This is a genomic window from Enterococcus mundtii (assembly GCF_003957375.1).
GTDB lineage: Bacteria > Bacillota > Bacilli > Lactobacillales > Enterococcaceae > Enterococcus_B > Enterococcus_B spodopteracolus.
In genome coordinates this window covers 1942363-1968764 of sequence record NZ_CP025473.1, presented here as the reverse complement: position 1 = coordinate 1968764, position 26402 = coordinate 1942363, and the positions used below count along the sequence as shown (strand labels likewise).

The 26402-nt window shown below is 39.0% G+C and carries 25 protein-coding genes, 1 tRNA gene and 1 pseudogene; 21 read left to right on the top strand and 6 right to left on the bottom strand.

What is annotated here, in order from left to right:
- Nucleotides 1–10: 10 nt before the first annotated feature.
- From CYK55_RS09590 to CYK55_RS09565, 6 genes are all read left to right on the top strand, one after another.
- The gene (locus CYK55_RS09590; protein WP_034687500.1) at nt 11–997 is read left to right on the top strand and encodes a V-type ATPase subunit; all 987 of its coding nucleotides are present in this window, start codon (nt 11–13) and stop codon (nt 995–997) included.
- Nucleotides 987–1298 (top strand): V-type ATP synthase subunit F, encoded by a 312-nt coding sequence (locus CYK55_RS09585; RefSeq protein ID WP_034687498.1) that lies wholly within the window; start codon nt 987–989, stop codon nt 1296–1298. Before CYK55_RS09590 ends, CYK55_RS09585 begins: the two co-directional genes overlap by 11 nt.
- Nucleotides 1299–1318: 20 nt before the next feature.
- A complete protein-coding gene (locus tag CYK55_RS09580) occupies nt 1319–3100 on the top strand; it encodes a V-type ATP synthase subunit A (RefSeq protein WP_126134241.1) in 1782 nt (593 codons plus the stop codon).
- Complete coding sequence (locus CYK55_RS09575; protein ID WP_010734848.1) at nt 3093–4469, top strand: V-type ATP synthase subunit B; 1377 nt, start codon at nt 3093–3095, stop codon at nt 4467–4469. Before CYK55_RS09580 ends, CYK55_RS09575 begins: the two co-directional genes overlap by 8 nt.
- A 7-nt stretch (nt 4470–4476) precedes the next feature.
- Nucleotides 4477–5112, top strand: coding sequence for a V-type ATP synthase subunit D (locus tag CYK55_RS09570; RefSeq protein WP_104871768.1), 636 nt, complete (start codon nt 4477–4479; stop codon nt 5110–5112).
- A 374-nt stretch (nt 5113–5486) separates the two neighbouring features.
- Nucleotides 5487–6833, top strand: a complete 1347-nt coding sequence (locus CYK55_RS09565) for a TrkH family potassium uptake protein (RefSeq protein WP_126134240.1) — start codon at nt 5487–5489, stop codon at nt 6831–6833.
- Between the two features lie 81 nt (nt 6834–6914).
- On the opposite strand, the gene CYK55_RS09560 is transcribed toward CYK55_RS09565, so the two are convergent.
- Entirely contained in the window at nt 6915–7289 is a 375-nt protein-coding gene (locus CYK55_RS09560; RefSeq protein ID WP_010734851.1) for a lactoylglutathione lyase, read from the bottom strand.
- Between the two features lie 133 nt (nt 7290–7422).
- Here CYK55_RS09560 and CYK55_RS09555 point away from each other — a divergent pair, with 133 nt between their 5' ends.
- Nucleotides 7423–7866 (top strand): NUDIX hydrolase, encoded by a 444-nt coding sequence (locus CYK55_RS09555; protein ID WP_126134239.1) that lies wholly within the window; start codon nt 7423–7425, stop codon nt 7864–7866.
- A gap of 69 nt (nt 7867–7935) precedes the next feature.
- On the opposite strand, the gene yidA is transcribed toward CYK55_RS09555, so the two are convergent.
- The 3 genes from yidA to CYK55_RS09540 are packed head-to-tail and all read right to left on the bottom strand — an operon-like array spanning nt 7936 to nt 10947.
- Complete coding sequence (gene yidA / locus CYK55_RS09550; RefSeq protein WP_010734853.1) at nt 7936–8745, bottom strand: sugar-phosphatase; 810 nt, start codon at nt 8743–8745, stop codon at nt 7936–7938.
- Nucleotides 8746–8759: 14 nt separating this feature from the next.
- Complete coding sequence (locus tag CYK55_RS09545; protein ID WP_034687487.1) at nt 8760–10130, bottom strand: HD domain-containing protein; 1371 nt, start codon at nt 10128–10130, stop codon at nt 8760–8762.
- Nucleotides 10114–10947 (bottom strand): lipoate--protein ligase family protein, encoded by an 834-nt coding sequence (locus tag CYK55_RS09540; RefSeq protein WP_034687485.1) that lies wholly within the window; start codon nt 10945–10947, stop codon nt 10114–10116. The genes CYK55_RS09545 and CYK55_RS09540 overlap by 17 nt, the downstream gene beginning before the upstream one ends.
- 253 nt (nt 10948–11200) lie before the next feature.
- On the opposite strand from CYK55_RS09540, the gene CYK55_RS09535 reads away from it, so the two are divergent.
- The 5 genes from CYK55_RS09535 (at nt 11201) to CYK55_RS13835 (ending at nt 13820) form a co-directional block, all read left to right on the top strand.
- Nucleotides 11201–11632 (top strand): DUF1934 domain-containing protein, encoded by a 432-nt coding sequence (locus CYK55_RS09535; RefSeq protein WP_034687484.1) that lies wholly within the window; start codon nt 11201–11203, stop codon nt 11630–11632.
- A 76-nt stretch (nt 11633–11708) separates the two neighbouring features.
- The gene (rpoE, locus tag CYK55_RS09530; RefSeq protein ID WP_034687482.1) at nt 11709–12323 is read left to right on the top strand and encodes a DNA-directed RNA polymerase subunit delta; all 615 of its coding nucleotides are present in this window, start codon (nt 11709–11711) and stop codon (nt 12321–12323) included.
- Nucleotides 12324–12561: 238 nt separating this feature from the next.
- Complete coding sequence (locus CYK55_RS09525) at nt 12562–13005, top strand: hypothetical protein (RefSeq protein WP_235186280.1); 444 nt, start codon at nt 12562–12564, stop codon at nt 13003–13005.
- Between the two features lie 284 nt (nt 13006–13289).
- Nucleotides 13290–13529 carry a hypothetical protein gene (locus CYK55_RS13840; protein ID WP_235186279.1) on the top strand — a complete coding sequence of 80 codons (240 nt, stop codon included), beginning with the start codon at nt 13290–13292 and terminating at the stop codon, nt 13527–13529.
- 3 nt (nt 13530–13532) lie between these two features.
- Nucleotides 13533–13820 carry a hypothetical protein gene (locus tag CYK55_RS13835; protein WP_235186274.1) on the top strand — a complete coding sequence of 96 codons (288 nt, stop codon included), beginning with the start codon at nt 13533–13535 and terminating at the stop codon, nt 13818–13820.
- 206 nt (nt 13821–14026) lie between these two features.
- Here CYK55_RS13835 and CYK55_RS09515 read toward each other — a convergent pair.
- Nucleotides 14027–14098, bottom strand: a tRNA-Arg gene (locus CYK55_RS09515).
- Between the two features lie 59 nt (nt 14099–14157).
- Here CYK55_RS09515 and rpoN point away from each other — a divergent pair.
- The 9 genes from rpoN (at nt 14158) to CYK55_RS09470 (ending at nt 25798) form a co-directional block, all read left to right on the top strand.
- A complete protein-coding gene (gene rpoN / locus CYK55_RS09510; protein WP_126134238.1) occupies nt 14158–15486 on the top strand; it encodes an RNA polymerase factor sigma-54 in 1329 nt (442 codons plus the stop codon).
- Between the two features lie 152 nt (nt 15487–15638).
- A complete protein-coding gene (locus CYK55_RS09505) occupies nt 15639–16730 on the top strand; it encodes a sugar-binding transcriptional regulator (protein WP_200868945.1) in 1092 nt (363 codons plus the stop codon).
- Between the two features lie 40 nt (nt 16731–16770).
- Entirely contained in the window at nt 16771–17772 is a 1002-nt protein-coding gene (gene gap / locus CYK55_RS09500; RefSeq protein ID WP_034687475.1) for a type I glyceraldehyde-3-phosphate dehydrogenase, read from the top strand.
- Nucleotides 17773–17877: 105 nt separating this feature from the next.
- Nucleotides 17878–19068 (top strand): phosphoglycerate kinase, encoded by a 1191-nt coding sequence (locus CYK55_RS09495; RefSeq protein WP_034687474.1) that lies wholly within the window; start codon nt 17878–17880, stop codon nt 19066–19068.
- Nucleotides 19069–19162: 94 nt separating this feature from the next.
- The gene (gene tpiA, locus CYK55_RS09490) at nt 19163–19918 is read left to right on the top strand and encodes a triose-phosphate isomerase (protein WP_019723102.1); all 756 of its coding nucleotides are present in this window, start codon (nt 19163–19165) and stop codon (nt 19916–19918) included.
- Between the two features lie 116 nt (nt 19919–20034).
- On the top strand, nt 20035–21333 hold the full coding sequence (eno, locus tag CYK55_RS09485; RefSeq protein ID WP_010734865.1) for a phosphopyruvate hydratase: 1299 nt from the start codon (nt 20035–20037) through the stop codon (nt 21331–21333).
- A gap of 689 nt (nt 21334–22022) precedes the next feature.
- A complete protein-coding gene (locus CYK55_RS09480) occupies nt 22023–22517 on the top strand; it encodes a hypothetical protein (protein WP_034687472.1) in 495 nt (164 codons plus the stop codon).
- A 544-nt stretch (nt 22518–23061) separates the two neighbouring features.
- On the top strand, nt 23062–24525 hold the full coding sequence (locus CYK55_RS09475; protein ID WP_126134237.1) for a helix-turn-helix domain-containing protein: 1464 nt from the start codon (nt 23062–23064) through the stop codon (nt 24523–24525).
- A 205-nt stretch (nt 24526–24730) separates the two neighbouring features.
- A complete protein-coding gene (locus CYK55_RS09470; protein WP_034687467.1) occupies nt 24731–25798 on the top strand; it encodes a WxL protein peptidoglycan domain-containing protein in 1068 nt (355 codons plus the stop codon).
- A 46-nt stretch (nt 25799–25844) separates the two neighbouring features.
- Here CYK55_RS09470 and CYK55_RS13830 read toward each other — a convergent pair.
- A pseudogene (locus CYK55_RS13830) lies at nt 25845–26253 on the bottom strand (hypothetical protein).
- Nucleotides 26254–26402 lie beyond the last annotated feature (149 nt).

The following is a 26402-nucleotide window of genomic DNA, read 5'->3' as shown; positions in this document are numbered from 1 at the left end:
GGATCGATGAATGGATTATCATGAATTAAATCCCTTGATTCGTGGAAGAGAATTAGAACTTTTATCAAAAGAAGACTTTGATCGCATGATCCAGGCGAAATCATTAGACGCATTAGGCGAAATGTTAAAGACAACGATTTATCATCCTTATATCTACGAAGGTTTTGAACGGGACTTTGAGGAAAATCTGTTGGCTGAATCGGGCAAACTATTTACCTGGTTGAAAGAGTCGGCGCCAGAACCTGAAGTCGTTTGGATCTATACGATGCGTTATACGTTCCATAATTTAAAAGTCCTGACAAAAGCTGAGATGACGGGCAAAAATCTGGATCACCTGTACCGTAACGATGGTTTTTATTCATGCGAAGCGTTAAAGCAAGCAATCCATACACAAGCCTCTACAGAATTGCCTTCGCAGTTGATGGATAGTATTCGTGAAGTCCATGAATATTGCGAAGAATCCTCTGTGTTACAAGGAATCGATGTTATCTATGATCGCTATTTCTTGACAGAGCAACGCCGTCTTGGAGAGAAACTTGGGTATCCGGAATTACTGGAAGAAATCATTGCGTTTATTGATTTGACTAATATCACGACGATGGCACGCGGTATCTTGCAACAACGATCCAGCGGATTTATGACCGCAGTACTTTCAAGTTCTGGCAGTATCCCGAAAGAAACGTTTTTGAGTTTCGTCAAAAGCGAGTTGGATACCTATTTGAACTTTCTGCAAACAACAGATTATCGTCAATTGATCGAACCTGCGATCCATGAAGGAGAACTAGATTTTGTTCGATTAGAACAAATCAAAGACGATTACTTATCTTCGCTGTATGAAGCCGCACAAACGCAGGCTTTTGGCCCGTTGCCTTTACTTGCTTTCTTGAATGCAAAAGAAATTGAGAGTAAAAATCTTCGGTTATTAGTGATCGGTAAGAAAAATCACTTTGACAATGAAACAATCAGAGAAAGGGTGAGACAAGTCTATGACGCATAAAATCGGTGTCGTTGGCGACAAAGATTCTGTTTTACCATTTAAGTTATTTGGGTTTGATGTGCACTATGCGACAGAGCCACAAGAAGTGAGGCGCGCAATCGAACAAATGGCAAAAAGCGCCTATGGAGTGATCTATGTCACAGAACAATCGGCGACGATGACACCTGAGACGATTGAACGTTACAAAGAATCGATGACGCCAGCAATTGTCCTAATCCCTAGCCATCAAGGAACGATGGGGATCGGCGTAGCAGAAATCCAAAAGAGTGTGGAAAAAGCAGTTGGACAAAATATCTTATAGAATGTAAAGGAGATAGTGCATTGCAAATTGGAAAAATCATAAAAGTCTCCGGCCCTCTCGTGATGGCAAAAAATATGTCAGATGCAAGTATCCAAGATATGTGCTTAGTGGGAGAGCTAGGAGTCATCGGTGAAATCATTGAGATGCGCGGAGATGTCGCATCGATACAAGTATACGAAGAAACTTCAGGGATCGGTCCTGGTGAGCCCGTTCGTTCAACAGGTGAAGCGTTATCTGTTGAGTTAGCACCTGGGATCATTTCACAAATGTTTGATGGGATCCAACGGCCATTGGATACGTTCATGGAGATCACGCAAAGCAACTTTTTAAGTCGTGGTGTCCAATTACCAGCGTTAGACCATGAAAAAAAATGGTGGTTTGAAGCAACTGCTGAAGTCGGGCAAGAAGTCAGTACTGGAGATGTTCTAGGTGTGGTGGATGAAACAAAGATCATCCGACACAAAATCATGGTACCTCATGGTGTCAAAGGAAAAATCAAAAAAATCGAAGCGGGATCATTTACGATCGATGAAGTGGTTTGTGTCATCGAAACAGAAGATGATTTGCGAGAATTGACGATGTTGCAAAAATGGCCTGTTAGACGTAGTCGTCCGATCAAAGCAAAATTGAATCCGGACGCGCCAATGATCACGGGGCAACGTGTTATCGATACCTTTTTCCCAGTGACAAAAGGCGGAGCTGCCGCTGTACCTGGCCCTTTTGGAGCTGGTAAAACAGTTGTCCAGCACCAAATTGCTAAATGGGCAGATGTCGATATGGTCGTTTATGTTGGTTGTGGTGAACGTGGTAATGAGATGACGGACGTATTGAATGAGTTTCCAGAATTGATTGATCCTAATACAGGTGAATCATTGATGGAACGTACCGTATTAATTGCCAATACATCAAATATGCCAGTAGCCGCACGGGAAGCATCAATCTATACAGGGATCACTATTGCGGAATATTTCCGAGATATGGGGTATGATGTGGCGATTATGGCAGATTCGACCTCTCGTTGGGCAGAGGCATTGCGAGAAATGAGTGGACGTTTAGAAGAAATGCCTGGTGATGAAGGCTATCCTGCATATTTAGGTTCTCGTTTAGCAGAATACTATGAACGTTCAGGACGTGTCATTGCTTTAGGTAGTGACGAACGTGAAGGAAGCATTACAGCGATCAGTGCGGTCTCACCATCTGGTGGAGATGTTTCTGAACCAGTGACTCAAAATACGTTGCGTGTTGTGAAAGTATTCTGGGGATTAGATTCCAGTCTGGCGCAGAAGCGTCATTTTCCATCCATCAATTGGATTCAAAGCTATTCTCTTTATTCGTCAGAAGTAGGACGTTATATGGATCAGATCCTACAAGAGAATTGGGCAGAGATGGTGGCAGAAGGAATGCGTATCTTGCAACAAGAAGAGCAATTGAATGAAATCGTGCGTCTTGTTGGTGTCGATTCCCTTTCAGATAATGATCGCTTGACGCTTGAAGTAGCAAAATCCATTCGTGAAGATTACTTACAACAAAATGCGTTTGATGAGGTGGATACATTTACTTCTAGAGAAAAACAATTCAAGATGTTGAAATTGATCCTATCTTTTGGTGAAGAAGCACGCCAGGCGATTTCATTAGGTGCTTATCTCAGTGAGATCATGAAAGGAACTGTGGGATTGAGAGAACGAATCGGTCGTAGTAAATTCGTGCCAGAAACAGAATTAGAGAAATTAGATGAAATCCAAGCGAATATCAAACCAACGATCCAAGCAATCGTTTCAGAAGGAGGAATGACCGATGATTAAAGAATATCGAACAATTGGTGAAGTGGTCGGTCCTTTGATGGCGGTCGAGAAAGTCGCTGGGGTGAAATATGAAGAATTGATCGAAGTTCGTATGCAAAATGGCGAGATTCGTCGTGGACAAGTACTTGAAGTACAAGAAGACAAAGCGATGGTCCAAATTTTTGAAGGAACTAGTGGGATCAATCTTAGAGATTCAACGGTCCGCTTTTTAGGGCATCCATTAGAGTTGGGGGTTTCTGAAGACATGATCGGTCGCGTATTTGACGGATTAGGTCGTCCAAAAGACAATGGGCCAGAAATCCTACCAGAAAAATACTTGGACATCAATGGAGAAGTGATCAACCCGGTGGCTCGTGATTATCCTGATGAGTTTATCCAAACAGGTATCTCAGCAATCGATCACCTGAACACTTTGGTCAGAGGACAAAAATTGCCGGTATTTTCCGGCTCTGGTTTGCCACACAAAGAATTAGCTGCTCAAATTGCGAGACAAGCGACGGTATTAGACTCTTCTGATGATTTTGCAGTTGTTTTTGCTGCCATAGGAATCACCTTTGAAGAAGCAGAATTCTTTATGGAAGACTTCCGTCAGACGGGAGCAATCGATCGTTCGGTGATGTTCATGAACTTAGCAAATGACCCAGCCATCGAACGAATCGCAACGCCTCGTATGGCATTGACCGCGGCTGAATATCTCGCCTATGAAAAAGGGATGCACGTGTTAGTCATCATGACAGATATGACTAACTACGCCGAAGCATTACGAGAAATCTCTGCTGCCCGTCGTGAAGTGCCTGGTCGTCGTGGCTATCCAGGGTATCTTTATACGAATTTAGCAACTTTATATGAACGTGCTGGTCGAATTCGAGGATTAAAGGGTTCTGTGACACAAATCCCGATCTTGACCATGCCAGAAGATGATAAGACACATCCGATCCCTGATTTGACTGGCTATATCACAGAAGGACAAATCATTTTGACGAGGGAATTGTATAAGAGCGGCATCCAACCACCGATCGATGTCCTACCTTCGCTTTCACGTTTGAAAGATAAAGGGACAGGTGAAGGGAAAACTAGAAAAGATCATGCAGCGACGATGAACCAATTATTTGCGGCGTATGCCCAAGGCAAACAAGCAAAAGAATTAGCTGTTGTCTTAGGGGAATCGGCGTTGTCAGACGTGGACAAAATCTATGCTAAGTTTGCGGAACGTTTTGAAAAAGAATATGTCAATCAAGGTTTTTATACCAACCGCTCGATCACTGAAACGCTGGATCTAGGATGGGAACTTTTAGCCATGCTTCCACGAACAGAATTAAAACGGATCAAAGACGATCTGCTTGACCAGTACCTGCCAGAAGGGGAGTGAGTGTCTGATGGTTCGATTAAATGTTAATCCGACACGAATGGAATTGACACGACTCAAAAAACAATTGACAACTGCAACAAGAGGACACAAATTGTTGAAGGATAAGCAGGATGAATTGATGCGTCAATTCATCCTACTGATCCGTAAGAACAATGAACTGCGCCAAATAGTGGAAAAAGAAATGACAGCAGCTATGAGCGATTTTGTCCTTGCGAAAGCTTCATTACCTGAAGCCTTCATTGATGAATTGTTTGTACTACCGGCTGAAAATGTCGAGTTAGCTGTTATCGAAAAAAACATCATGAGCGTCAAAGTACCGATCATGAATTTTGAATATGACGAACAGCTAGGCGAAGCACCGGTGGATTATGGCTATTTGAATTCCAATGCAGAATTAGACCGTTCGATCGATCGTTTTACCTCATTTCTGCCTAAACTCCTTGAGTTGACAGAGATCGAAAAAACCTGTCAACTCATGGCCGGTGAGATCGAAAAAACACGGCGCAGAGTGAATGCGTTAGAGTACATGACGATCCCACAACTAGAAGAAACGATCTATTATATCAAGATGAAGTTAGAAGAAAATGAACGTGCGGAAGTGACTCGCTTGATCAAAGTGAAAAATATGGGGAACGCTGATTAGCTAAGCCATCCGAGCAAATTAGTCACGTTGTTCGTTCATTCGAGCTACAGTTCTAAGCTCCGAAGAATAGGCCATAAATGTCGTAAATTATCTTTAACTAATTTCGGACGTTTATGGCTTCTTATCAGGAGTTTTTTCTTTTTGTAGAACTTATTTGAGCGTTTCTATTGTTTGTTCAAAAGCATGTGTATCAAACGAACAGGTATAAAGGAGGAAAAAGACTCAAATTCTTTGCTGGAAGAAGAAAAACAGGGTAAGATAAGGGATGAAAAGAGAGCGAGCGTTTGGCGGACTTACTTTTACATCCGTGAGAGCAATAGCTACTTCATTTGTTCGTTGCGAAGGTAGCTAACGGTCTTAGAGGAGTGATTCGAATGAAACAGAGGATAACAAAACAACTGTCACCAGTTCAATTGATTGCTGTTGGCTTTTTTCTTTTGATCTTAGTTGGTGGCAGTTTACTTACTTTGCCTTTCTTTAGTAAAAGTGGCGAACCGACGAATTATATTGATGCATTATTTACTGCAACTTCAGCCGTCTGTGTCACTGGCTTGACTACGTTGAACACTGCGGCGCATTGGAATGAAGCCGGTCAGTTTCTGATCATGGTTTTGATCGAGATCGGTGGTTTAGGTTTTATGATGATCCCCATTATTTTCTTTGCAGTAGCGAAGAAAAAAGTCAGTTTTAGTATGCGGATCTTACTGAAAGAAGCATTGAATCTTGAAATCATGTCAGGTGTTATGAGTTTGATGCTCTATATCTTGAAATTCGCAATGGTCATCCAAGGGCTGGGAGCACTTGCCTTGAGTTTTACATTTGTACCGACTTACGGATGGACAAAAGGGATTTGGTACAGCATCTTCCATGCCGTATCAAGTTTTTGTAATGCTGGATTTGATTTGTTAGGGGATAGCTTAGCAAATGATCAGCCAAACATCTATCTCTTAATGGTGGTCTCTGCACTGATCATTGCTGGAGGATTAGGTTTTATTGTTTGGCGGGATCTACTTAGTTATCATAAAGTAAAGAAAATCACTCTTCACTCAAAAATTGCATTGATTGTCACTGGCGGCTTATTGGTGGGTGGTTTTATCGTCTTTTTCTTTACCGAACAAAATGCGATCCATCTAGTTGAAGGAACTTATCTTGAACGTTTAGCAAATACGTTCTTCCTGAGTGTCACACCAAGAACAGCTGGTTACTACTCCATCGACTATTTACAAATGAGTCATGCCGGCTTGATGTTGACAATGATCTTGATGTATATCGGTGGAACATCAGGTTCAACAGCTGGTGGGTTAAAGACCACTACTTTGGGCATCTTATTGATTCAAATGCATGCGACATTTAATGGGAAAACTAGAGCTGAAGCTTTTGGACGAACGATTCGCCCAGCAGCAGTACTTCGCGCACTGACGTTGTTTTTCGTTACATTGTCTTTATGTATGTTGGCGATCATGGTCTTGTCGGTGACTGAGACGATCCCAGAAACTTCAGGCATCGAATATATTGCTTTTGAAGTGTTCTCAGCGTTTGGAACAGTTGGTTTGACAATGGGGTTGACACCAGATCTGACAGAAGTCGGCAAACTGCTCATCATGTCATTGATGTATATCGGACGTGTAGGGATTTTAACCGTCTTTTTCTCTATCCTTGTAAAAGGAAATCAAGTAGGGACGAAGTACAAATATCCAGAAGAGAGCGTATTGATCGGTTAATAGTAAGAGGTTTTAAGAACAAAAAAACAGAGGAAGTTGACACACGGTGTTCACATCCTCTGTTTTTTAGTGTTGCTCTATTTATTTTGTACGAATGACTTCGATTTTGTAACCATCAGGATCGACAACGAAGTAATAAGACGGAGCTGTTCCTGGCAGTCCTTTCAAGTCAGTCACGTTGAAGCCTGCTGCTTGATGTTTTTCATGAAGTGCTTCTAAGTCTTCAACTGAAATAGCGATATGACCGTAACCGTTTCCTAAATCATAGCCTTCATGATCATAGTTGTAAGTTAACTCTAATTCGTAATCGTCTCCTGGTAAAGTCAAATAAACCAGCGTAAACTTGTTTTCTGGAAAATCGCGGCGACGACTTTCTTCAAAGCCGAATGCTGTTTGATAGAATTTTAAAGAAGCGTCAAGATCTTTGACACGGACGCAAGTATGAGCCATTTTCATAAGTATATCTTCCTTTCTATTTTACCTTTTCCACATTATCATATCAAAAATTTCAAGTACGCTATGGGTTTGTGCTTGTTTATGAGAAAACTCTCATGTAGAATAGAAAGAAAAAGATGAAGGGACAATACCTATGGAAAACCCAATGTTTGGCGAAAAAGACGAGTCTGCAAATTACCAAGACCGTTACGCAGCGTATATCATTGTCGAAACACATGGGAAAATCGCAATGATCGAAGCGCCAAATGGTGCCTTTTTTTTGCCAGGCGGTGAAAAAGAGGGACAGGAAACAAATGAAGAAGCGATTTCTCGTGAATTACTGGAGGAAATGGGGATCAGCGCAGAGATTGCTTGTTATCTAGGAGAAGCAGCGGAATATTTTTACTCAAACCATCGAAAAACTTACTTCCACAATCCTGGCTATTTTTATGTAGCAAAGAGTTGGCAAAAGATAGGGGAACCGACCGAAAAAGACCAATTGATCTGGTGGGTCACTCCTGAAACGGCCTTAGAAAAATTAAAACGAGGAAGTCATCGTTGGGCAGTGGAAAAATGGCTAGCGATGAAGCAAAATTGAACAAAAAACAGCTCATAAGAAAGAGCCGATACCTCGGTCTTCGAAATGAGCTGTTTTTATTCATTACTTTTACAAGACATATTTTTTGATTGCTTCGGCCACACCGTGTTCATCGTTAGTTGCAGTAACCACATTAGCTGCTTCTTTTATCAACGGAACGGCATTTCCCATCGCCACGCCTAATCCAGCGTATTCGATCATCGACAAATCATTTTCGTTGTCACCGATCGCCATGATTTCCTCTTGTTTGATTCCTAGATGTTGGGCTAAGTTAGCAACAGCAGCGCCTTTACTAGCTTCTTTGTTCAAGATTTCAAAGTAGAAAGGTGAACTCTTGACAGTCGTATATTTTTCGCGGAAAGTTTGTGGTAAACGAGCGATGGCAGCATCTAGGATCGCTGGTTCATCGATCATCATCATCTTCACGATACTCATATCAGGTGTCATTTCATCAGCTGTCCGATATTTCAATGGCATGTTGACTAAAAAAGCTTCATGGACAGTATAGGGACTGATATCACGATTCGTTGTATAGATTGTTTGATCATCGATCGAATGCAAATGACTTCCCACACGTCTGGCCATGACTTCGATCTCCAAGAAATCTTCATAAGTCAAGCCATGACGAGCAATGATTTTACCGGATTTTGTTTGCTGGACTAATGCACCGTTATAAGTGATCACATAATCGTTGTCTTGGTATAATCCCAATTCATTCAATTGGTTTTTGACTCCTGGAAGCGGACGACCTGTACATAGTACGATCGCCACGTTTTTTTCCACAGCGCTTGCAATTGCTTCTTTTACTTCTTGTGTGATTTCTCTTTTTTCGTTTAAAAGGGTACCATCGATATCGATAGCGACTAATTTGATAGACATAACATTCTCCTTAGTTAGTTTATTTCTTCAATCAATGCGCCATTATGGATATGACGCGCAAATTCTTGGTAGGTTTCATCAAAAAGATCATAGTGATTACGCAAGGTAGGATCGACCATTTCTTTCGGAAAGAAGAAGCGTTCATCTCCTTGTTCTTGCCCTGCGAGTGCAGCAACTAATTGACTGACCTCTGATAATTCTATCAAAGTTCCGTCATTTCGCAAGATTTCGATTTGTGTGCGATGTCTGCCTTCTTCTGGACGGTAAAAATCATAAGGCAGGTCATAGCTTGAATTGATGGCTGTATAATAGTTTGGATTGTAGCCAACTTTTTCGACCAAAGAGGTCAATTCAGCAATCAGTGGTGACTGACGATCACCAGAAAACATCGCTGATTTCAATGGTTTACGATTTAAGAAGCGTTTGGCTAAGTCACTAAGGATTGGATCAGATGAATCCGTCCATTGACTGAAACACGTATTTAAGACGCCATCATCCAGCTTTAAGTACTCATCTAAACTAAATGTGCCATCTAAAAATGGCAACAGTAACTGTGAATGACGTGCAAAACTATCATCATTTTGGTGATAAAGTTCATGGGCACGATGCAGCAGATGCTCTAAGACGACTTCCATTCCCCGAGAAACTGGATGAAAGTATACTTGGACATACATCTGATAGCGACTGACGATATAATCCTCTACTGCGTGCATCCCATTCATGGAAAAGGCGATTCCACCTTGATAGGGGCGAATCACACGCAAAATCCTTGTCAAATCGAACGTACCATATTCTGTACCTGTAAAGTAGGCATCGCGTAAAAGGTAATCCATGCGATCGGCATCGATTTGGCTAGAAATCATTTGGACGACTTGTGGATTTGGATACGTTTTTTGGATCACACTAGCCACTTTCTCAGGAAAACCTTCTTCGACACGATTCAAAATCTGATAGACTTCCGTTTCTGGCGAAGTAATGATCTCTACAGTGATTGCTTCATGATTGGTCTGGAAAATATGTTCAAAGGTATGTGAATAAGGCCCATGGCCAATATCATGGAGTAAGGCAGCACACAAAGTGACTAAACGTTCACGATCATCCCAACCAGAAGGACCAATTTTTTCTATTGAGAAATTTCTTGAAAAAATATCACAGATGCGTCGGGAGATTTCATATACACCGAGTGAATGAGTGAAACGGCTATGTTCTGCGCCATGGAAAGTAAATGACGAAGTGCCGAGTTGCTTGATCCGCCGTAATCGCTGGACTTCTTTCGAATTGATCAAGTCTAAGATCACTTGATGTTGCACGTGGATGTAGTTATGCACCGGATCTCTAAAGACTTTTTCCATCGGTAACATTTTATATTTATAAGGTGTTGTCATAAGCCAGCTCCTTTAGTGCATTTCGTTGGTTCATGCGCTCGATTTGTGTTTGCCACTTATCTGGTAAGACATTGGCTTCTTGCCAAGCGTCAGAGTCCATTGAAATACTTGTTGGATACATTGTATCAAATGCCTTGATAAACGAATCTTTTACTTGAACGATAGTCAAGGACGTATCGAATAATTCCTCTAATGTCGCCATACTTGTTGGTCTAACGGCAGGGTAGCCATCAGTACCAAATTGTTCTTTCAATGCTTGTTGATAAAATCGTCGCATCAACTCGCCACGTCTTTCTTGGTCGCCATTCACGCTAAGATACATCATGACTGAAATCCCGTTTTTGATTCGACGTTGGGCAATCCCCGCAAATTTTTTACCGTCAATACTAAGATCATATGTACCTGGACAGTATGAGTCTTTGATTTCATAGGCTTTTATTTTGTCTGCGTAAACAGGAAAAGCTTGGCGAGTCAAAGCGAGCATTTTTTCGTAGCCTTCATCGATCGAGATTTTGTTCTCATCTTCTTGTGGGAAAATCAACGAGATATTCAAAATCCCTCGGTCTGAAACGACACCTAGTCCACCGGCATTGCGGATCACCGGTGTAAATCCTGCATCTTGGATAGCCTTTATCCCATCAGCTAAAAAGGATGTCCGAGTATCTTTCATACCAAGAATAACTGTCTGTTGATATTGCCAAAAATGCAGAAAAGTTTGTTGCTTTTTTTTCGAATTCTCTGTTAAAATATCCGTTAAAGCAAACGGAGAAAAATCATTTGTGTGATAGACTTCTTGATCCAAAATAATGGATGTCATGTACTCAGCTCCTAGTTAAATCTGTTTGAGAAGGGGTGCTTTACATACCTTTAATTCAAACTTAGGTGGGACGAGAGGATCATATCACAGCCCCCAAATTGTTAGAATATATAGGAGTATCACGCCCACTTCCTTCATTATACTCCAAAATATTAAAGAAGAGAGGAAAAAAGTTATCCGCTCTTTAGACCTGTCGGTTGACAAATCAGTGGAAAGTGGGAACAATGTAGCTATGAGAAAAGGAGAATGTCAAATGGAACGATCTGGATTACCGATTTCGATACAATTACGTACAAAAGTGAAACAACAAGGAGAGCAACAAGATTTTTATTTTGATCTGAAAGGACAGATGGTCAAAATTGGCGATACCTTATACATACGCTATAAAGAGATCCAAGAAGGACAGGAAGAAGTTCCTGTCACGATTAAGATCATGCCGGATGGGCACGTTCAATTGATTCGTGCTGGTGAAATGCGTATGCGTTTGAAATTTGCCTATCGTGAGCGCTTGGAGACACATTATCGTACCCCTTACGGAATGATCCAAGTCGATACATTCACGAAGGAATTACACGTCAGTCTAAAAGATCGACCAACCGCTGGCAAAGTCATGATTGAGTACGATTTATTCATGGGTGTAGAAAAAATAGGTGAATATGAGATGGTCTTAGATTTTACTGCATAAAATAGCAAAGAAACGTTTGATTTTTTACCTGTGATTTTGTATGATAAGGAGTAGACTGTGAAAGGACGTGTCCTGATTGGAAATTAGTGTATTTGAAGGTGCAAACAAAAACGAATTATCAATGATCGAAGTCGCACACGCGATCTTAGAGCAGCGTGGTGATGTGATGGACTTTTCTGATTTAGCAAATGAGATCCAAACTTATCTTGGCAAATCAGATAGTGACATTCGTGATTCACTCGCACAATTTTATACTGACTTAAATATTGACGGTAGCTTTATTTCATTAGGCGACAATCGTTGGGGCTTGCGTTCATGGTACGCCATCGATTCGATCGATGAAGAAGTCAACCATGGAATCGACGAAGAAGACGAGGATACACCACGTCGTCGTAAACGCAAAAAAGTCAATGCCTTTATCAATGATGACGAAGATGCCATCGATTATAATGATGACGACCCAGAAGATACTGATTTGTCTGAGGAAGACGATGATGATCTATTTGAAGACGAAGATGACGATGATGAAGAAATCGCTGCATACAACTCTGACTTACAAGAAATCGGTGCGGATACTGGTGATGATGAAGAAGAAATCCCAGGGAACATTGAAGAAGATCTAAGCATTATCGAAGACGATGATGACGAAGAAGATGAAGAGTTCGAAGACGAAGATTTCCCAGAAGAGTAAGTGAGGGAAACCACATAAAACTGCAAGTTACTGATAAAAGTAACCTTGCAGTTTTTTTTTGTCTTTCAACAAAAGAAGAAAGTCGTACAGAGTAAAGCAGAACGTCAACTAGAAAACCAAAAGTGCTGTCTTAGTGTTGAAGTTATACTTTTGTGACTTCTAGAAATGATTTAGAAAAAAGCATCACGTGATGTCAGCGAATCTTTTTTCATTTGCTGTAAAAAAGAGTATGATGAAAGTGAAACCGAGACAGGACAATCAAATACAAAAGGAGACGATCGATATGTTAGATGATCAATTAAAATGTCCCAATTGTCAGACCAAATTCTATTATAATGAAGTACGTCACATTGTGAAGCATCGAGAAAAAGAAATGCCGATCCGCTGTCCTGAATGCAATGAAGTAGTCAAACGGAAACTTTCTCATGGCTATTTCGTGACATACAAAGAAACAGATTTTTCAAAGTTGGATCAGGAAGTGGAGGAAACTCCGAAGCAATACAAAAGCTTGAAAACCGGTGCGGTGATCAGTGCAGATGAATACCGAGAAATGATTGAACGTCATGATTTATCTTTAAACGGACCAATGAGTTCGGAACTAATGGGTGGTATGAACTATTTTATTGAAAATGAAGCATTGAATAACGAAGAAAGTTACGAAGATTACGTCCCTTATGATTGACAAAAAATGAAAGAGCATGGGACATTAGTCCTCTTATACTGCTTGAAATCGTTTAAATAGCAGGAATAGAAGTAACTGGTTTGGAAATAAAGCCACTAACCACAAAAATTTGAAGAAACATTTATGTGGTTAGTGGCTTTATTTCGCTAGGCTAAACACTGCTGTTGAGATCTCTTGAGGAAACAGGTGATGTATTAAGTAAGAAAATAAAAAACTCTTTGTTTCATTGGCTATTTCCGATTAAGATTATGGACGGAAGAATAACAAATAAATAGGAGTAATCAATGAAAAAGTCAATACGAATAAAAGTAATCGGTTTTCTTGTGATTTTACTTGGGTTGTTTTTCTTGGTCCATTCATCACCACAAGAGCAAACCTCTTTAAATCTTTCCACGCAAAATGAAAAAAATACATATCGTACATTATCCAGTAAGTTGGACTTTCAGCAACAGCTTCGTGTCATTTCGAGAGAATATCAACTAACCGAAGAAGAAGCTAAAAAACAGCTCGGCTATACTGGGTAAATGGTGCAAAGCGCAATACATAATGGAGCAATCCACCGTGTCTTTTCTCAAAACATAACTGTCAATCGAGTGTACCAACCAAGTTTATTGTTATACTGTGAAACGAGTGAAGGTGGAAATTTCCGAGCAATCAAGTCGATTTTAGTCGTCCAACTGAGAGCAAACAACCAAGGTTTAGAGAAACATTTTTCAGGAGATGTCTTTGTTTATTTGGAAGACCCTAACCGGCTATTTTATATCGTCAATGGCGATTTTTACGATAAAAAAACAGCCGCTTTAAGAAACGGTTAAACGCTTCGTCAAGGTGATGGAGTGACAGAGCGCTATAATCCTGGACCTTTAACGAATCATTTCTACTCTAGTTACATAGAAGATTGGTTTACTTTTTGAAATCCCATGAAGAGATCAAAAAAAGCAGTTTTCCTAGATAGGAAAACCGCTTTTTTCTTAGAATTTTGAAAGCAAAATCCTTGCAAATATGCTAAGATAACAATAGACGCGTCCTGAGGGAATCGAACCCCCGTCTCAAGAACCGGAATCTTACGTGATATCCACTACACTAAGGACGCAAGCACTGCAACAATTGTATCGAAATCAAAAATAAATTACAAGGGGAATGGACAAAAAAATGAAATTTGAACAAAATTTTTCACAAAAACAACAACAAACACAAAAACTTGCCATGACACAACAGCTCCAACAGTCCATCCAAGTCTTGCAGTATAACAGCGAAGAGCTACTGGCTTTTGTTGAAAATCAGGCATTGGAAAACCCCTTAGTAGAAGTGATCGAACCGGATTGGCAACCCGATTACCAAAAACGTAATGCCAGTTATGAGGGAGAAGAAACGAGCTACTTGAATCAAATCCCTGATACAACAGGCTCTCTGTTTGAATCGTTGATCGAACAAGTCCATTTGAATTACCGAGATACTTTTTTACGTAAGTTGATTTTATATTTGATTGAATATATCGACCTGAATGGTTTTTTGACTATTTCTTTAGAAGACGCCATCCAACAAACGAATGCGACGCCGATCCAAATGCTTGACGCATTGACGTTGATCCAGCAGTTAGAGCCAGCAGGTGTTGGGGCGCGAAGTTTACAAGAATGTTTGATGTTACAAACTGAACGAGACGATTATGCTCCCGAATTGGCTTACATTGTCTTGGAAGAATGGTTTGATCAATTAGTCGAACGCAAATGGAAAGAGATCGCCCAACATTTTGCAATTCCATTAAGCGATGTACAACGGATCTTTGACTATATCCAAACCCTTAGTCCAAGCCCTGGACGAGTCTTTGACCATAGTAGCGGTTTGTATATCATCCCCGATGTTAAAGTTGTCGTAACAGATGAAGAAGTCCAAGTCATCTCAAATCGAGGCAACCAACCGAATGTACGTTTTCAAGAAGCTTATTTTCAACAGATGCAAAAAAAAGCAGATAAAGAGACTCAAGCCTATTTGAAAGAACGAAAACAAGAATTTGAGTGGCTGCAAAAAACGATTTTGCAACGTGGTGATACGATCATGCGCGTGGCGCAAATCATTGTTTCTCGGCAAAAAGAATTCTTTACAAATGTCGCACGACCGATCCGCCCATTGACCTTAAAAGAGGTTGCAGAAGAAATCGACGTCCACGAATCAACGGTCAGTCGAGCAGTCAATGGCAAGTATCTTGAAACCGATTTTGGTGTCTTCGAATTGAAAAAGTTCTTTACGACGAGACTCCAACCTACAAATGCAGAGAGTACTGAAGATCTATCAGCAGATACCGCAAAGAAAAAAGTCCAAGAACTAGTGGATGCGGAAGATAAAAGCAAACCATTATCTGACCAAAAATTAGTAGAACTACTGAAAAATGACAAAATTTCGATTTCTCGACGAACAGTCGCTAAATATCGTGACTTGTTAGGAATCCCTAGTTCATCGAAAAGAAAACGGTATGATAAATAATTGAACAGGAGACTGGAAGAATCTTAAACATTTTTCTAGTCTTTTTTTGTTGATAAATACGGACAAAACTGTTAGACTATGTCATGTGAGGTTGAGATTTTCCTAGTAGAAAACGTGCAGGTTGGAAAGTCCGATTTATTTTTTTAGATCACATGGGTCGTTTGGAGTCTACATTGGACGAAAAATGTCCAGCTAAGGAGATCGCTATGTTAGATGAATTGAAACTGATTGAAGCTGTTGCGCCAGACATCATGGATGTTTTGCAAGAACGCTATAAGATTTTGCGCAATATTTACTGGATGCAGCCAATTGGTCGTCGTAGTTTATCGGAAAGCATGGGCATGACCGAACGTGTTTTACGAACTGAAACGGATTTGCTCAAACAACTTGAACTGATCAACGCCTCTAAAAGTGGTATGACGCTGACAAAAAAAGGTGAAGAAGTCTATCAAAGCCTCGAAAGCTTTATGGACCAACTTTTAGGAATGCATCAGATTGAAATGAAACTATCTGAGTATTTTGGTAATCAGCGCTGTATCGTTGTTTCTGGAAACAGTGAACAACAACCAAAAGTAGCAGATGCTTTTGGCGAAGCCTTAGACGAATCTTTAAACCTATTACTTCCAGAAGGTGACAATATCATTGCAGTCATGGGAGGAACAACGATGGCGATCGTCGCAGAGCAACTGACCAGCTTAGAAAATAGTAAACGCCATAACTTGTTTGTACCCGCAAGAGGTGGGATCGGTGAGGCGATTACTGTACAAGCGAACTCAGTCAGTGCTAGAATGGCTACAAAGGCAAATGGAAAACACCGAGCATTATATGTGCCGGAACAATTAAGCTTGGCTACTTACAATTCACTACTCAATGAGCCGTCTATACAAGAAGTGTTAAACTTGATAAGTGAGGCAAATTGTGTTATTCATAGTATTGGACGGGCGTTGCACATGGCAGCGCGACGAAAAATGAATGAAGAAGAATTGCTGATGTTGAAACAAGCCAATGCCGTTGCGGAATCTTTTGGCTATTTCTTCAATGAAAAAGGAGAAGTTGTTTATAAAGTCCCACGAATCGGTATCGAATTAAAAGACTTAGCCAAGGTCCCGATCATTCTTGCAGTTGCAGGAGGGAAAGCCAAAGCCAAAGCAATTCGAGCGTATATGAATAATGCACCAAAACAAACGTGGCTCATCACAGATGAAGCCGCTGCTAATGAGATTTTAAAAGGGGTATCCCTTTAAAATAAATATTTTTTTGATTTTCATAAGGAGGAAATCTTAAATGACAGTTAAAGTAGGTATTAATGGTTTTGGACGTATTGGACGTCTAGCGTTCCGTCGTATCCAAGATGTAGATGGAATCGAAGTAGTAGCAATCAACGATTTGACAGATGCTAAAATGTTGGCACACTTGTTAAAATACGATACAACTCAAGGACGTTTCAACGGAACAGTTGAAGTTCACGAAGGTTCATTCAACGTAAACGGAAAAGAAGTTAAAGTATTAGCTAACCGTAACCCTGAAGAATTACCTTGGGGCGAGCTAGGCGTAGACATCGTTCTAGAATGTACTGGTTTCTTCACTTCAAAATCAGCTGCTGAAAAACATTTAACAGCTGGTGCTAAACGTGTTGTTATCTCAGCTCCTGGTGGAAATGATGTACCAACAATCGTTTACAACACAAACCATGAAACATTAACTGGTAAAGAAACAGTTATCTCTGGTGCTTCATGTACAACTAACTGTTTAGCACCTATGGCTAAAACATTGAACGACAAATTTGGTGTGGTTGAAGGATTAATGACAACTATCCACGCTTACACAGGTGACCAAATGACTCTTGACGGACCTCATCCTAAAGGTGACTTCCGCCGTGCACGCGCTGCTGCTGCAAACATCGTTCCTAACTCAACAGGTGCTGCTAAAGCAATTGGTTTAGTAATCCCTGAATTGAACGGAAAATTAGACGGAGCTGCTCAACGTGTACCAGTCGCAACTGGTTCATTAACAGAATTAGTTACAGTTCTTGATAAAAACGTAACAGTTGATGAAGTAAATGCAGCAATGAAAGAAGCAGCAAACGAATCATACGGTTACAACACAGACGAAATCGTTTCTTCAGATATCGTTGGTATGACTTACGGTTCATTATTTGATGCTACTCAAACAAAAGTAATGACTGTTGGCGACAAACAATTGGTTAAAACTGTTGCTTGGTACGACAACGAAATGTCATACACTGCACAATTAGTACGTACTTTAGAATACTTCGCTAACTTATAAGATAAAGCGTACAAGTGTAACCTATATCCATGTACACTTAAAAGCGGGGAAGCAATCGCGCTTCTCCGCTTTTTTTGATAAGATGTTTATTTAGGAGGAAATCAAATGGCTAAGAAAACAGTCAAAGATATTGATTTAAAAGATAAAAAAGTCCTTGTCCGTGTTGACTTCAATGTTCCTTTGAAAGACGGCGTCATTACTGATGATACACGTATCAAAGCGGCATTGCCAACAATCAATTACGTGTTGGAACAAGGCGGAAAAGCGATTCTTTTCTCTCACCTTGGACGTGTAAAAACAGAAGAAGATAAAGAAGGAAAATCTTTAGCACCAGTTGCGAAACGTTTAGGCGAATTGCTAGGTAAAGAAGTAACTTTTGTTCCTGAAACTCGTGGTTCAGAATTGGAAAAAGCAATTGCTGACATGAAAGATGGCGACGTAGTTGTTTTTGAAAACACTCGTTTTGAAGACATCGACGGCAAAAAAGAAAGCAAAAATGATGCTGATCTAGGTAAATACTGGGCTTCTTTAGGCGATGTATTCGTCAATGATGCATTTGGTACAGCTCACCGCGCGCACGCTTCTAACGTAGGGATCGCTTCAACAGGTATCCCAACAGTTGCTGGATTCTTAATGGATAAAGAAATCAAGTTCATCGGCGAAGCTGTTGAAGAACCAAAACGTCCGATGATCGCGATCTTAGGTGGAGCGAAAGTTTCAGATAAAATCGGTGTTATCGAAAACTTGATTCCTAAAGCAGACAAAATCTTGATCGGCGGCGGAATGACTTACACATTCTACGAAGCAAAAGGCATCAAGATCGGTAACTCTTTAGTTGAAGCGGATAAAGTAGCTTTAGCAAAAGAATTGATCGAAAAAGCTGGCGACAAATTAGTTTTACCGATCGACAACGTTTGTGCGCCTGAATTTTCAAATGATGTGGAAACACAAGTCATCGAAGGCGACATTCCTGAAGGCTTGATGGCATTAGACATCGGCCCTGCTTCTGTTAAACTATTTGCTGATACATTGCAAGGAGCGAAAACAGTTGTATGGAATGGACCAATGGGGGTATTCGAAATGAGTAACTTCGCTAAAGGTACGATCGGTGTTTGTGAAGCAATCGCTAACCTTGAAGGTGCTACAACAATCATCGGTGGCGGTGACTCTGCAGCAGCTGCGGAACAATTAGGTTTTGCAGATAAATTCACCCACATCTCAACAGGTGGCGGTGCAAGTTTAGAATTGCTTGAAGGAAAAGAATTACCTGGCCTAGCTGCAATCAACGACAAATAAGCATAAAATCAACGAATAAATAAAATGGTGAGAGGACCATCTACAGATTGCTTAAATCTGTAGTCCTCTTATATTCTGAATAGGAGTGCATATCATGCGTAAACCAATTATCGCTGGTAACTGGAAAATGAACAAAACTGCATCTGAAGCAAAAGATTTTGCAGAAGCAGTAAAAAACAAGATCCCTTCAAATGATAAAGTAGATTCAGTTATTGGATCTCCTGCCTTATTTTTACAAGAATTAATGGCTTCAGCTGAAGGTACAGAATTGAAAATTGCTGCACAAAACTCTTACTGGGAAAACTCAGGTGCATTCACTGGTGAAACATCACCAGCAGCTTTAGCTGATCTAGGTGTACAATATGTGATCATCGGTCACTCTGAGCGTCGTGAATATTTCCACGAAACTGACGAAGATATCAACAAAAAAGCGAAAGCAATCTTCGCAAACGGTATGATCCCAATTCTTTGCTGTGGCGAGTCATTAGAAACATATGAAGCAGGCAAAACTGCTGAGTGGATCGAAGGACAAATCACTGCTGGTCTTGAAGGCTTAACAGAAGGTCAAGTAAGTAATCTAGTTATTGCTTACGAACCAATCTGGGCAATCGGCACAGGTAAATCAGCAGATGCTGAAATCGCTGACGAAATCTGTGGCGTGGTACGTCAAACAGTTGAAAAACTTTACGGCAAAGAGGTATCAGAAGCAGTTCGTATCCAATACGGTGGTTCTGTAAAACCTGAGAACATTGCTGAATATATGGCAAAAGAAAATGTGGATGGCGCATTAGTTGGCGGAGCTAGCTTAGAAGCGGATTCATTCTTAGCATTACTTGATGCTGTAAAATAATTATTGAAAATTTGTGAAAAATGCAAGAAATGTTTGCACAAAGACACAAAATTAACTAAAATCGTATATGAGGGAAATCCCTTAGGAAAAAACCAAACTCAAAGGAGAGACAAAACATGTCAATTATTACTGATGTTTACGCTCGCGAGATTCTAGACTCACGCGGTAACCCAACAATCGAAGTAGAAGTATACACAGAAAGCGGTGCTTTCGGCCGTGGAATGGTTCCTTCAGGTGCTTCAACTGGTGAATACGAAGCAGTTGAATTACGTGACGGAGACAAATCTCGTTATGGCGGTAAAGGTGTAATCAAAGCTGTTGACAACGTAAACAACATCATTGCTGAAGCAATCATTGGCTACGATGTACGTGACCAAATGGCTATCGACAAAGCAATGATCGCTTTAGACGGAACTCCTAACAAAGGTAAATTAGGTGCAAACGCTATTCTTGGTGTTTCAATTGCTGTTGCTCGTGCAGCTGCTGACTACCTAGAAGTACCTTTATACCACTACCTAGGCGGATTCAACACAAAAGTATTACCAACTCCAATGATGAACATCATCAACGGTGGATCACATGCGGATAACTCAATCGACTTCCAAGAATTCATGATCATGCCTGTTGGCGCGCCAACATTCAAAGAAGCACTACGTATGGGTGCAGAAGTATTCCATGCATTAGCTGCAATCTTGAAATCTCGTGGATTAGCAACTTCAGTTGGTGACGAAGGTGGATTCGCTCCTAACCTTGGTTCAAACGAAGAAGGTTTCGAAGTAATCATCGAAGCAATCGAAAAAGCTGGCTATGTTCCTGGTAAAGACGTTGTTCTTGCAATGGACGCTGCTTCTTCAGAATTCTACGACAAAGAAAAAGGTGTTTACGTATTAGCTGATTCAGGCGAAGGCGAAAAAACAACTGACGAAATGATCAAATTCTACGAAGAATTAGTATCTAAATACCCAATCATCTCTATTGAAGATGGATTAGACGAAAACGACTGGGATGGATTCAAGAAATTGACAGAAGTTCTAGGCGACAAAGTTCAATTAGTGGGTGACGACTTGTTCGTAACAAACACTGAAAAACTTGCTGAAGGTATCGAAAAAGGAATTGCTAACTCAATCCTTATCAAAGTTAACCAAATCGGTACTTTGACAGAAACTTTCGAAGCAATCGAAATGGCTAAAGAAGCTGGTTACACTGCAGTAGTTTCTCACCGTTCTGGTGAAACAGAAGATTCAACAATCTCTGATATTGCAGTTGCAACAAATGCTGGCCAAATCAAAACAGGTTCTCTATCACGTACTGACCGTGTTGCGAAATACAACCAATTATTACGTATCGAAGACCAACTTGGTGAAGTTGCAGAGTACAAAGGTTTGAAATCTTTCTACAACTTAAAAAACAAATAATTAAATGAATGTAAAAATCCCCTTCTTATGTCAATGATATAAGTGGGGGATTTTTTTAGGCAAAAAATCGATTAATTAGCTTTAATCATGCTGTTCTTAATTCATCACGTCTTTATCATGGATGATGAAAACGAGACGATTGAGAACAAGAATGGACCTCCTAGAAACTTGAAGATCGACAACTATGTGGGCTTTCTTTTTATTAGATAGTGTGTTATAGTCTATGGATTATCTAAACGACGAACGATTCCGAAGAATTTCTTCTTTATCATCTGCTTCTCTTACTTCCTCAATTTAACCACCAACCCTTTTGACGTCATCATCATCTGTTGCCATATAAACAAAACCCGCATAGTGTTCAGTTCCAATATAAATAAGTTTATTTTTGATGAATGCAAGAGAATAAGTTATCGTGGAAATTTTTTTGATTACCGGACATGGATTTATTTGAAATATCACGCCTAAAAGGTTTAATAACTCTGATCAAAGGATAAATAGGGAGCTTTTATAGAGGTAAGGAGTGAGCCTAGTCTCTCTTTCCGGACAAGTTTCTATCATGTAGCAAAGAACGTTGTGTAAGATTATCCTGTTTTTAAAAAAAGAGTGGAATGTTCGGATAAACCCTATGAGGGAATTTAATGTAAACTGATTTTGTGAAAAAAATATTAAATTCCGGAGGCTATCCAACAATGAAAAAAAAAGTATCCACAATAGTTATGCTCTCAACTTTGTTGTTAGTAGGTAGTAACCCAAGCTTAGTAAACGCATCCGAGGCAGTCAGTGAAAAACAAATACCGATTGAAGTCCAAGATGGAAAACTAGCTATCACTTTCAATGAAGGAACAACGGACAAAGTCGATTTCAAATTATCTGATTTTGACTTAAATTCAGATATGCGTAAACAAACGAAGGTCTTAAAAGCGATAGCTACAGTAAATAATACAAAATCTGAAGATGTTTTTGTGAATATTTTTGCAAAACTTGACCAATATGGAAATGGACTAGACATTCAACCTTCAAACCCACATCTTCAAGCACAACAGGTAATGCGCATGAGTTCGGTACAGATCGAAAAAGATTTTGATGTCATTTTAGATGCAAATGATTACGTATGGAGATCAAACAGAGATGATAGCGCCAAAATCATCTTGACAGCACAAGAAGTAAATAATCCTTGGGGATAATACTCCCGAATAAAAAATAGTTATTTTCAGTTGTGAAAGGCTTGTCAGGTATAAAGAGTTAAGTGTGCGGAGATTGACAGAATAAGATGGATTATAATAGAGAATACGTACATCTATCCGTCTGTCCTATAGAATATTCAAAGAAGAAATGCTGATCCAATCAATGAAAACTACTCTTGTTGATTGCCTGATCAGTGTTCCTTCTTTTATTCTTTCGTGTAGTTGCAAGCTTCTGCTGTGGCTGGTTGGTCCATCAGATTTATGAATCTATTAGTGCAAACAGAGAAAATTTTAATCAATAGAAATTTATTAGAAATAAGTGAAGGGGTTTAGAGAATAATTCCGTAAAAAGACAAATATACATGATCAAAGCTTCACTACCTTAGTAATCAAGTCAAAATGTACAGGCCAGACCAATACAACAGCCATGCAAGTTGAACTAGGAGACATCGGTATAGTTCGCTAAAAATAAAAAATGAAACATTCTGACTAAATGAATTCTTCTTAGTATAGAATCCTCTAAAAATGAAGGTTGGTAGAAGAAATGGAATATATAATGGATACGTTTAGTAGCCGTTACTTAACAAAAAAGCAAAACGAAATGTTGCAACTGTTTAAGGTTCTAGTGACAGAAAAATATTTGTCATTGAATAGATTAAGTGAGCGATTAAACTTAACGATGTATCAAACGAAAATATTACTGATTGAACTCGAAGAAAACTTTGAACAATTGAATTTCACATTTTCATCTTTCTTTTTACTAGAAAAAGGAACGATTGGTTTAATCGAAGGCGTTAATCAGGAATTGTTGCTTCAAGTATTTGTCAATTTGAAAAAAAAGTTTTTTAATGAATCACCTTATTTTCAATTATTGCTCTATCTCTTGAAACACCGAAAAACTCGTGTAGTCGATATTTCCGAAAAGTTGATGTTTAGTAAGTCTTATAGTTATAAATTGATCAGCAGACTGAAAGATATCTTTCATTATCAAAAAATACCAATAACTATTAATAGTAATTTTGAATCAATTTCTTTGGAAGGAAATGAGATGTCTATCAGAACATATCATTACCTTGTACAAATCATGGCCTATAATGTTTTCGCAGATAGCCAAACAAGAGTGAATATTGACCTAGTAGGTGGACACTACGAGAGGTTGAAGACGACAAAAGCAAAGCATGACATTCTATTCTCGATACTTGAAAATGCTGTGTCACGTGGGTATATCATACAAGATTTGGACAAAACAGCAATAGAACTATTCGCTGATATGAAAGAGCTGTATGAAGAGGACTCGCTAACAAAGTTGATACCAACCCGAAACATGGAAGATAGAGAAAAAGAAGTTGCATTCTTTTATTTTTGTAGACAACTTCTCATCCCTGAAACGACAAGCAAGCAGGACAAGATAGTCTTAGGCAAAAAATTCAAAGAGCATAGACATAACGAAATCGTTGATTTTTCTATGAATGTCGTCGAAACATTTTCAGAAACATATAAGATAAGTTCCGATGTGGAACATGTGATTTTATATGAAAGTGTCATCAATAGTTGGGCATACAAAAATATTTATTTCGAGAATTTAAAAGGAGTGGCTAATCAAAATAGTCCCAATAGTAGAATCCATGAAGTGAAGCAGCTACTATTGGAAATAGTCAAAAACAGGAATTTTCAAGTTGGCGATAGACAAATATTTGCGAACAAGTTAGCACATATTCTTTCGTATTATTTACCTATCCAAAACAATGAAAGAGTGACTATTGCTATATCGATGTTGCATCATCCGGAATATGTACCAGTTATCGAAAGTAAATTACTAACGATATTTAATAAAAAAATCATTCATTTCACTTCTGACTTTACTGATGCAGATATTTTAGTGTCTGATGGGATTGTGTACCACGAAGAGTCCCAAGATTTTGCTTTTTTTAGAGACATTCACAATAAGGATCATTGGGACAATTTAAACGCGATTGTCCAAGCAAGAATTATCTTAAAGCTAGAGTAATGAATTTAATAAATATAAATAATAAAAAAATCTCGAAGGAAACTTATCCTTTTCAAATTGATCAGGGAAAAGTAAAACATTCTGATGAATCAAAATACAAAGTATGATGATAGGATAAATATTGTTGTGAAAAAGAGGAATAAGAATATCAAGAACAAAATATAGAGATTTAAGATACTTGATAAGTAAATGAATAGGAGAAATAATGACAAAAAATAGCCAAGCCAAAGAATACAAGTTAGTTGACTTCTGTTCGCTTATTTTCGTTTTATTGATGGGATGTTTTTTTTACATACAACCAGTAGAGGCGTCCGAGGAAGATACTGCATCGATCCTAGTGGATGTGCAACCCAAAGAATATGAGATCAGAGAAAGTTATCTGCAGTTTACTCCAGAACTTAATAAGAATTATGAGTTCACTGCTACGATTACAAATATAGGTGACAAGGACTTAGATGTTACTGTCTATCCATCGGTTGCTATATCAACGATGGGAAGTGTCACTTATGTTGAAAATACAGAAAATCTTTTAGATGAAAAGTATGACTTTAGTAAATACGTGAAGATAGCTAATGCTAATGGCGAACTAGAAGACGGAAAAATCAAAGTTGAAGCGAAACAAAGTGAAACGATAGCGATTTTGATCAATGTGACTGAGGAACTTGATGGAGAAGTTTTAGGTGGGGTGAATTTCTCTCAAACATTAAGTGAAGAAAGTCATGAAGATGCTATAGATATCGTTCATATCTATGAGAAAGTAATCCTATTTCATCTTAAGATGGATGAACTAGAGGGGGAAAAAGAACAAACTTATGATGAGTTTGAGTTTGTGAGCTCACAGGATGTGATAAGGCTTGATTACTATATAGCCAATAATGATCCTGCAGTAACTTTTGCGGAAAGCGGCTCATGCAAAGTAATCAATCCAAACGGGGATATCATTTCTGAAGGAGAAATTGAAGAGAGCTCAATTGCATTGACTCCAATGACTAAAACAAAACTAAATCTACCGTTAGTTCGTGATGCAGAATTGATGTTTGGAGAATATCAGTTTATTCTAACTGTTGATGGCAAAGAAAAAGTAACTAAATTTAATTATACAAAAGAAGAACTGGAAGGATTGATAGAGGAAACAGGAGGTTCAAACAAGATTATCGTCAATCAAGGCAGTAATATCTGGATGATCGGTTTGTTGCTTGTTTTTTCTACTCTGTTGATCATCACAAGTGTAATATTTTATCTTAAATATAAGAAAACGAGAATCGACAGCTAAGGCTTCGATTCTCGTTTTACATTTCAGCCAGATGATTTTTGAAAAATTATGTGGTTTCTTTATTAGGTAAAAGTCCGAATGTATAAATGATTAACAATGTCAGAAAAGAAATTCCAGTACCAACAAAGCCAAAACACATATCAATAAGATCAGGTGTGTTTATGAATCCGAAGACAGTTTCGCATAGCGTATTTACTACGAGTAAGAGGAAAGAAAATATAATTACATAATTGAATTGTATCCCCATCAATAACCAAAAATATGGAATCAAACCTAAAATCAAGCTAATTGAAAAGTTTGAGATATGAAGATGAAAATCAGGATAGATAGAGGTGAAAATCATAATATTCCAATACTTTGATAAATACATGAATGAGCCAATAGCAATCACCACAAGATAAAAAAATAGAAGTCCATAACTTGGGTAAAAATTTAAAAGCGAGTTGGTTTTTCATGATAGGTCACTTCCGAATGATGTTTGAGTAATGAATATTAATATAGTGAGTTTTAATATGTATATAATGGCTTTTTATTATTAAAAAGAGGCGGTCAACTTCATTATAGCCGATTTACTTTATTATGTAATACACCAAACAAGAGATAC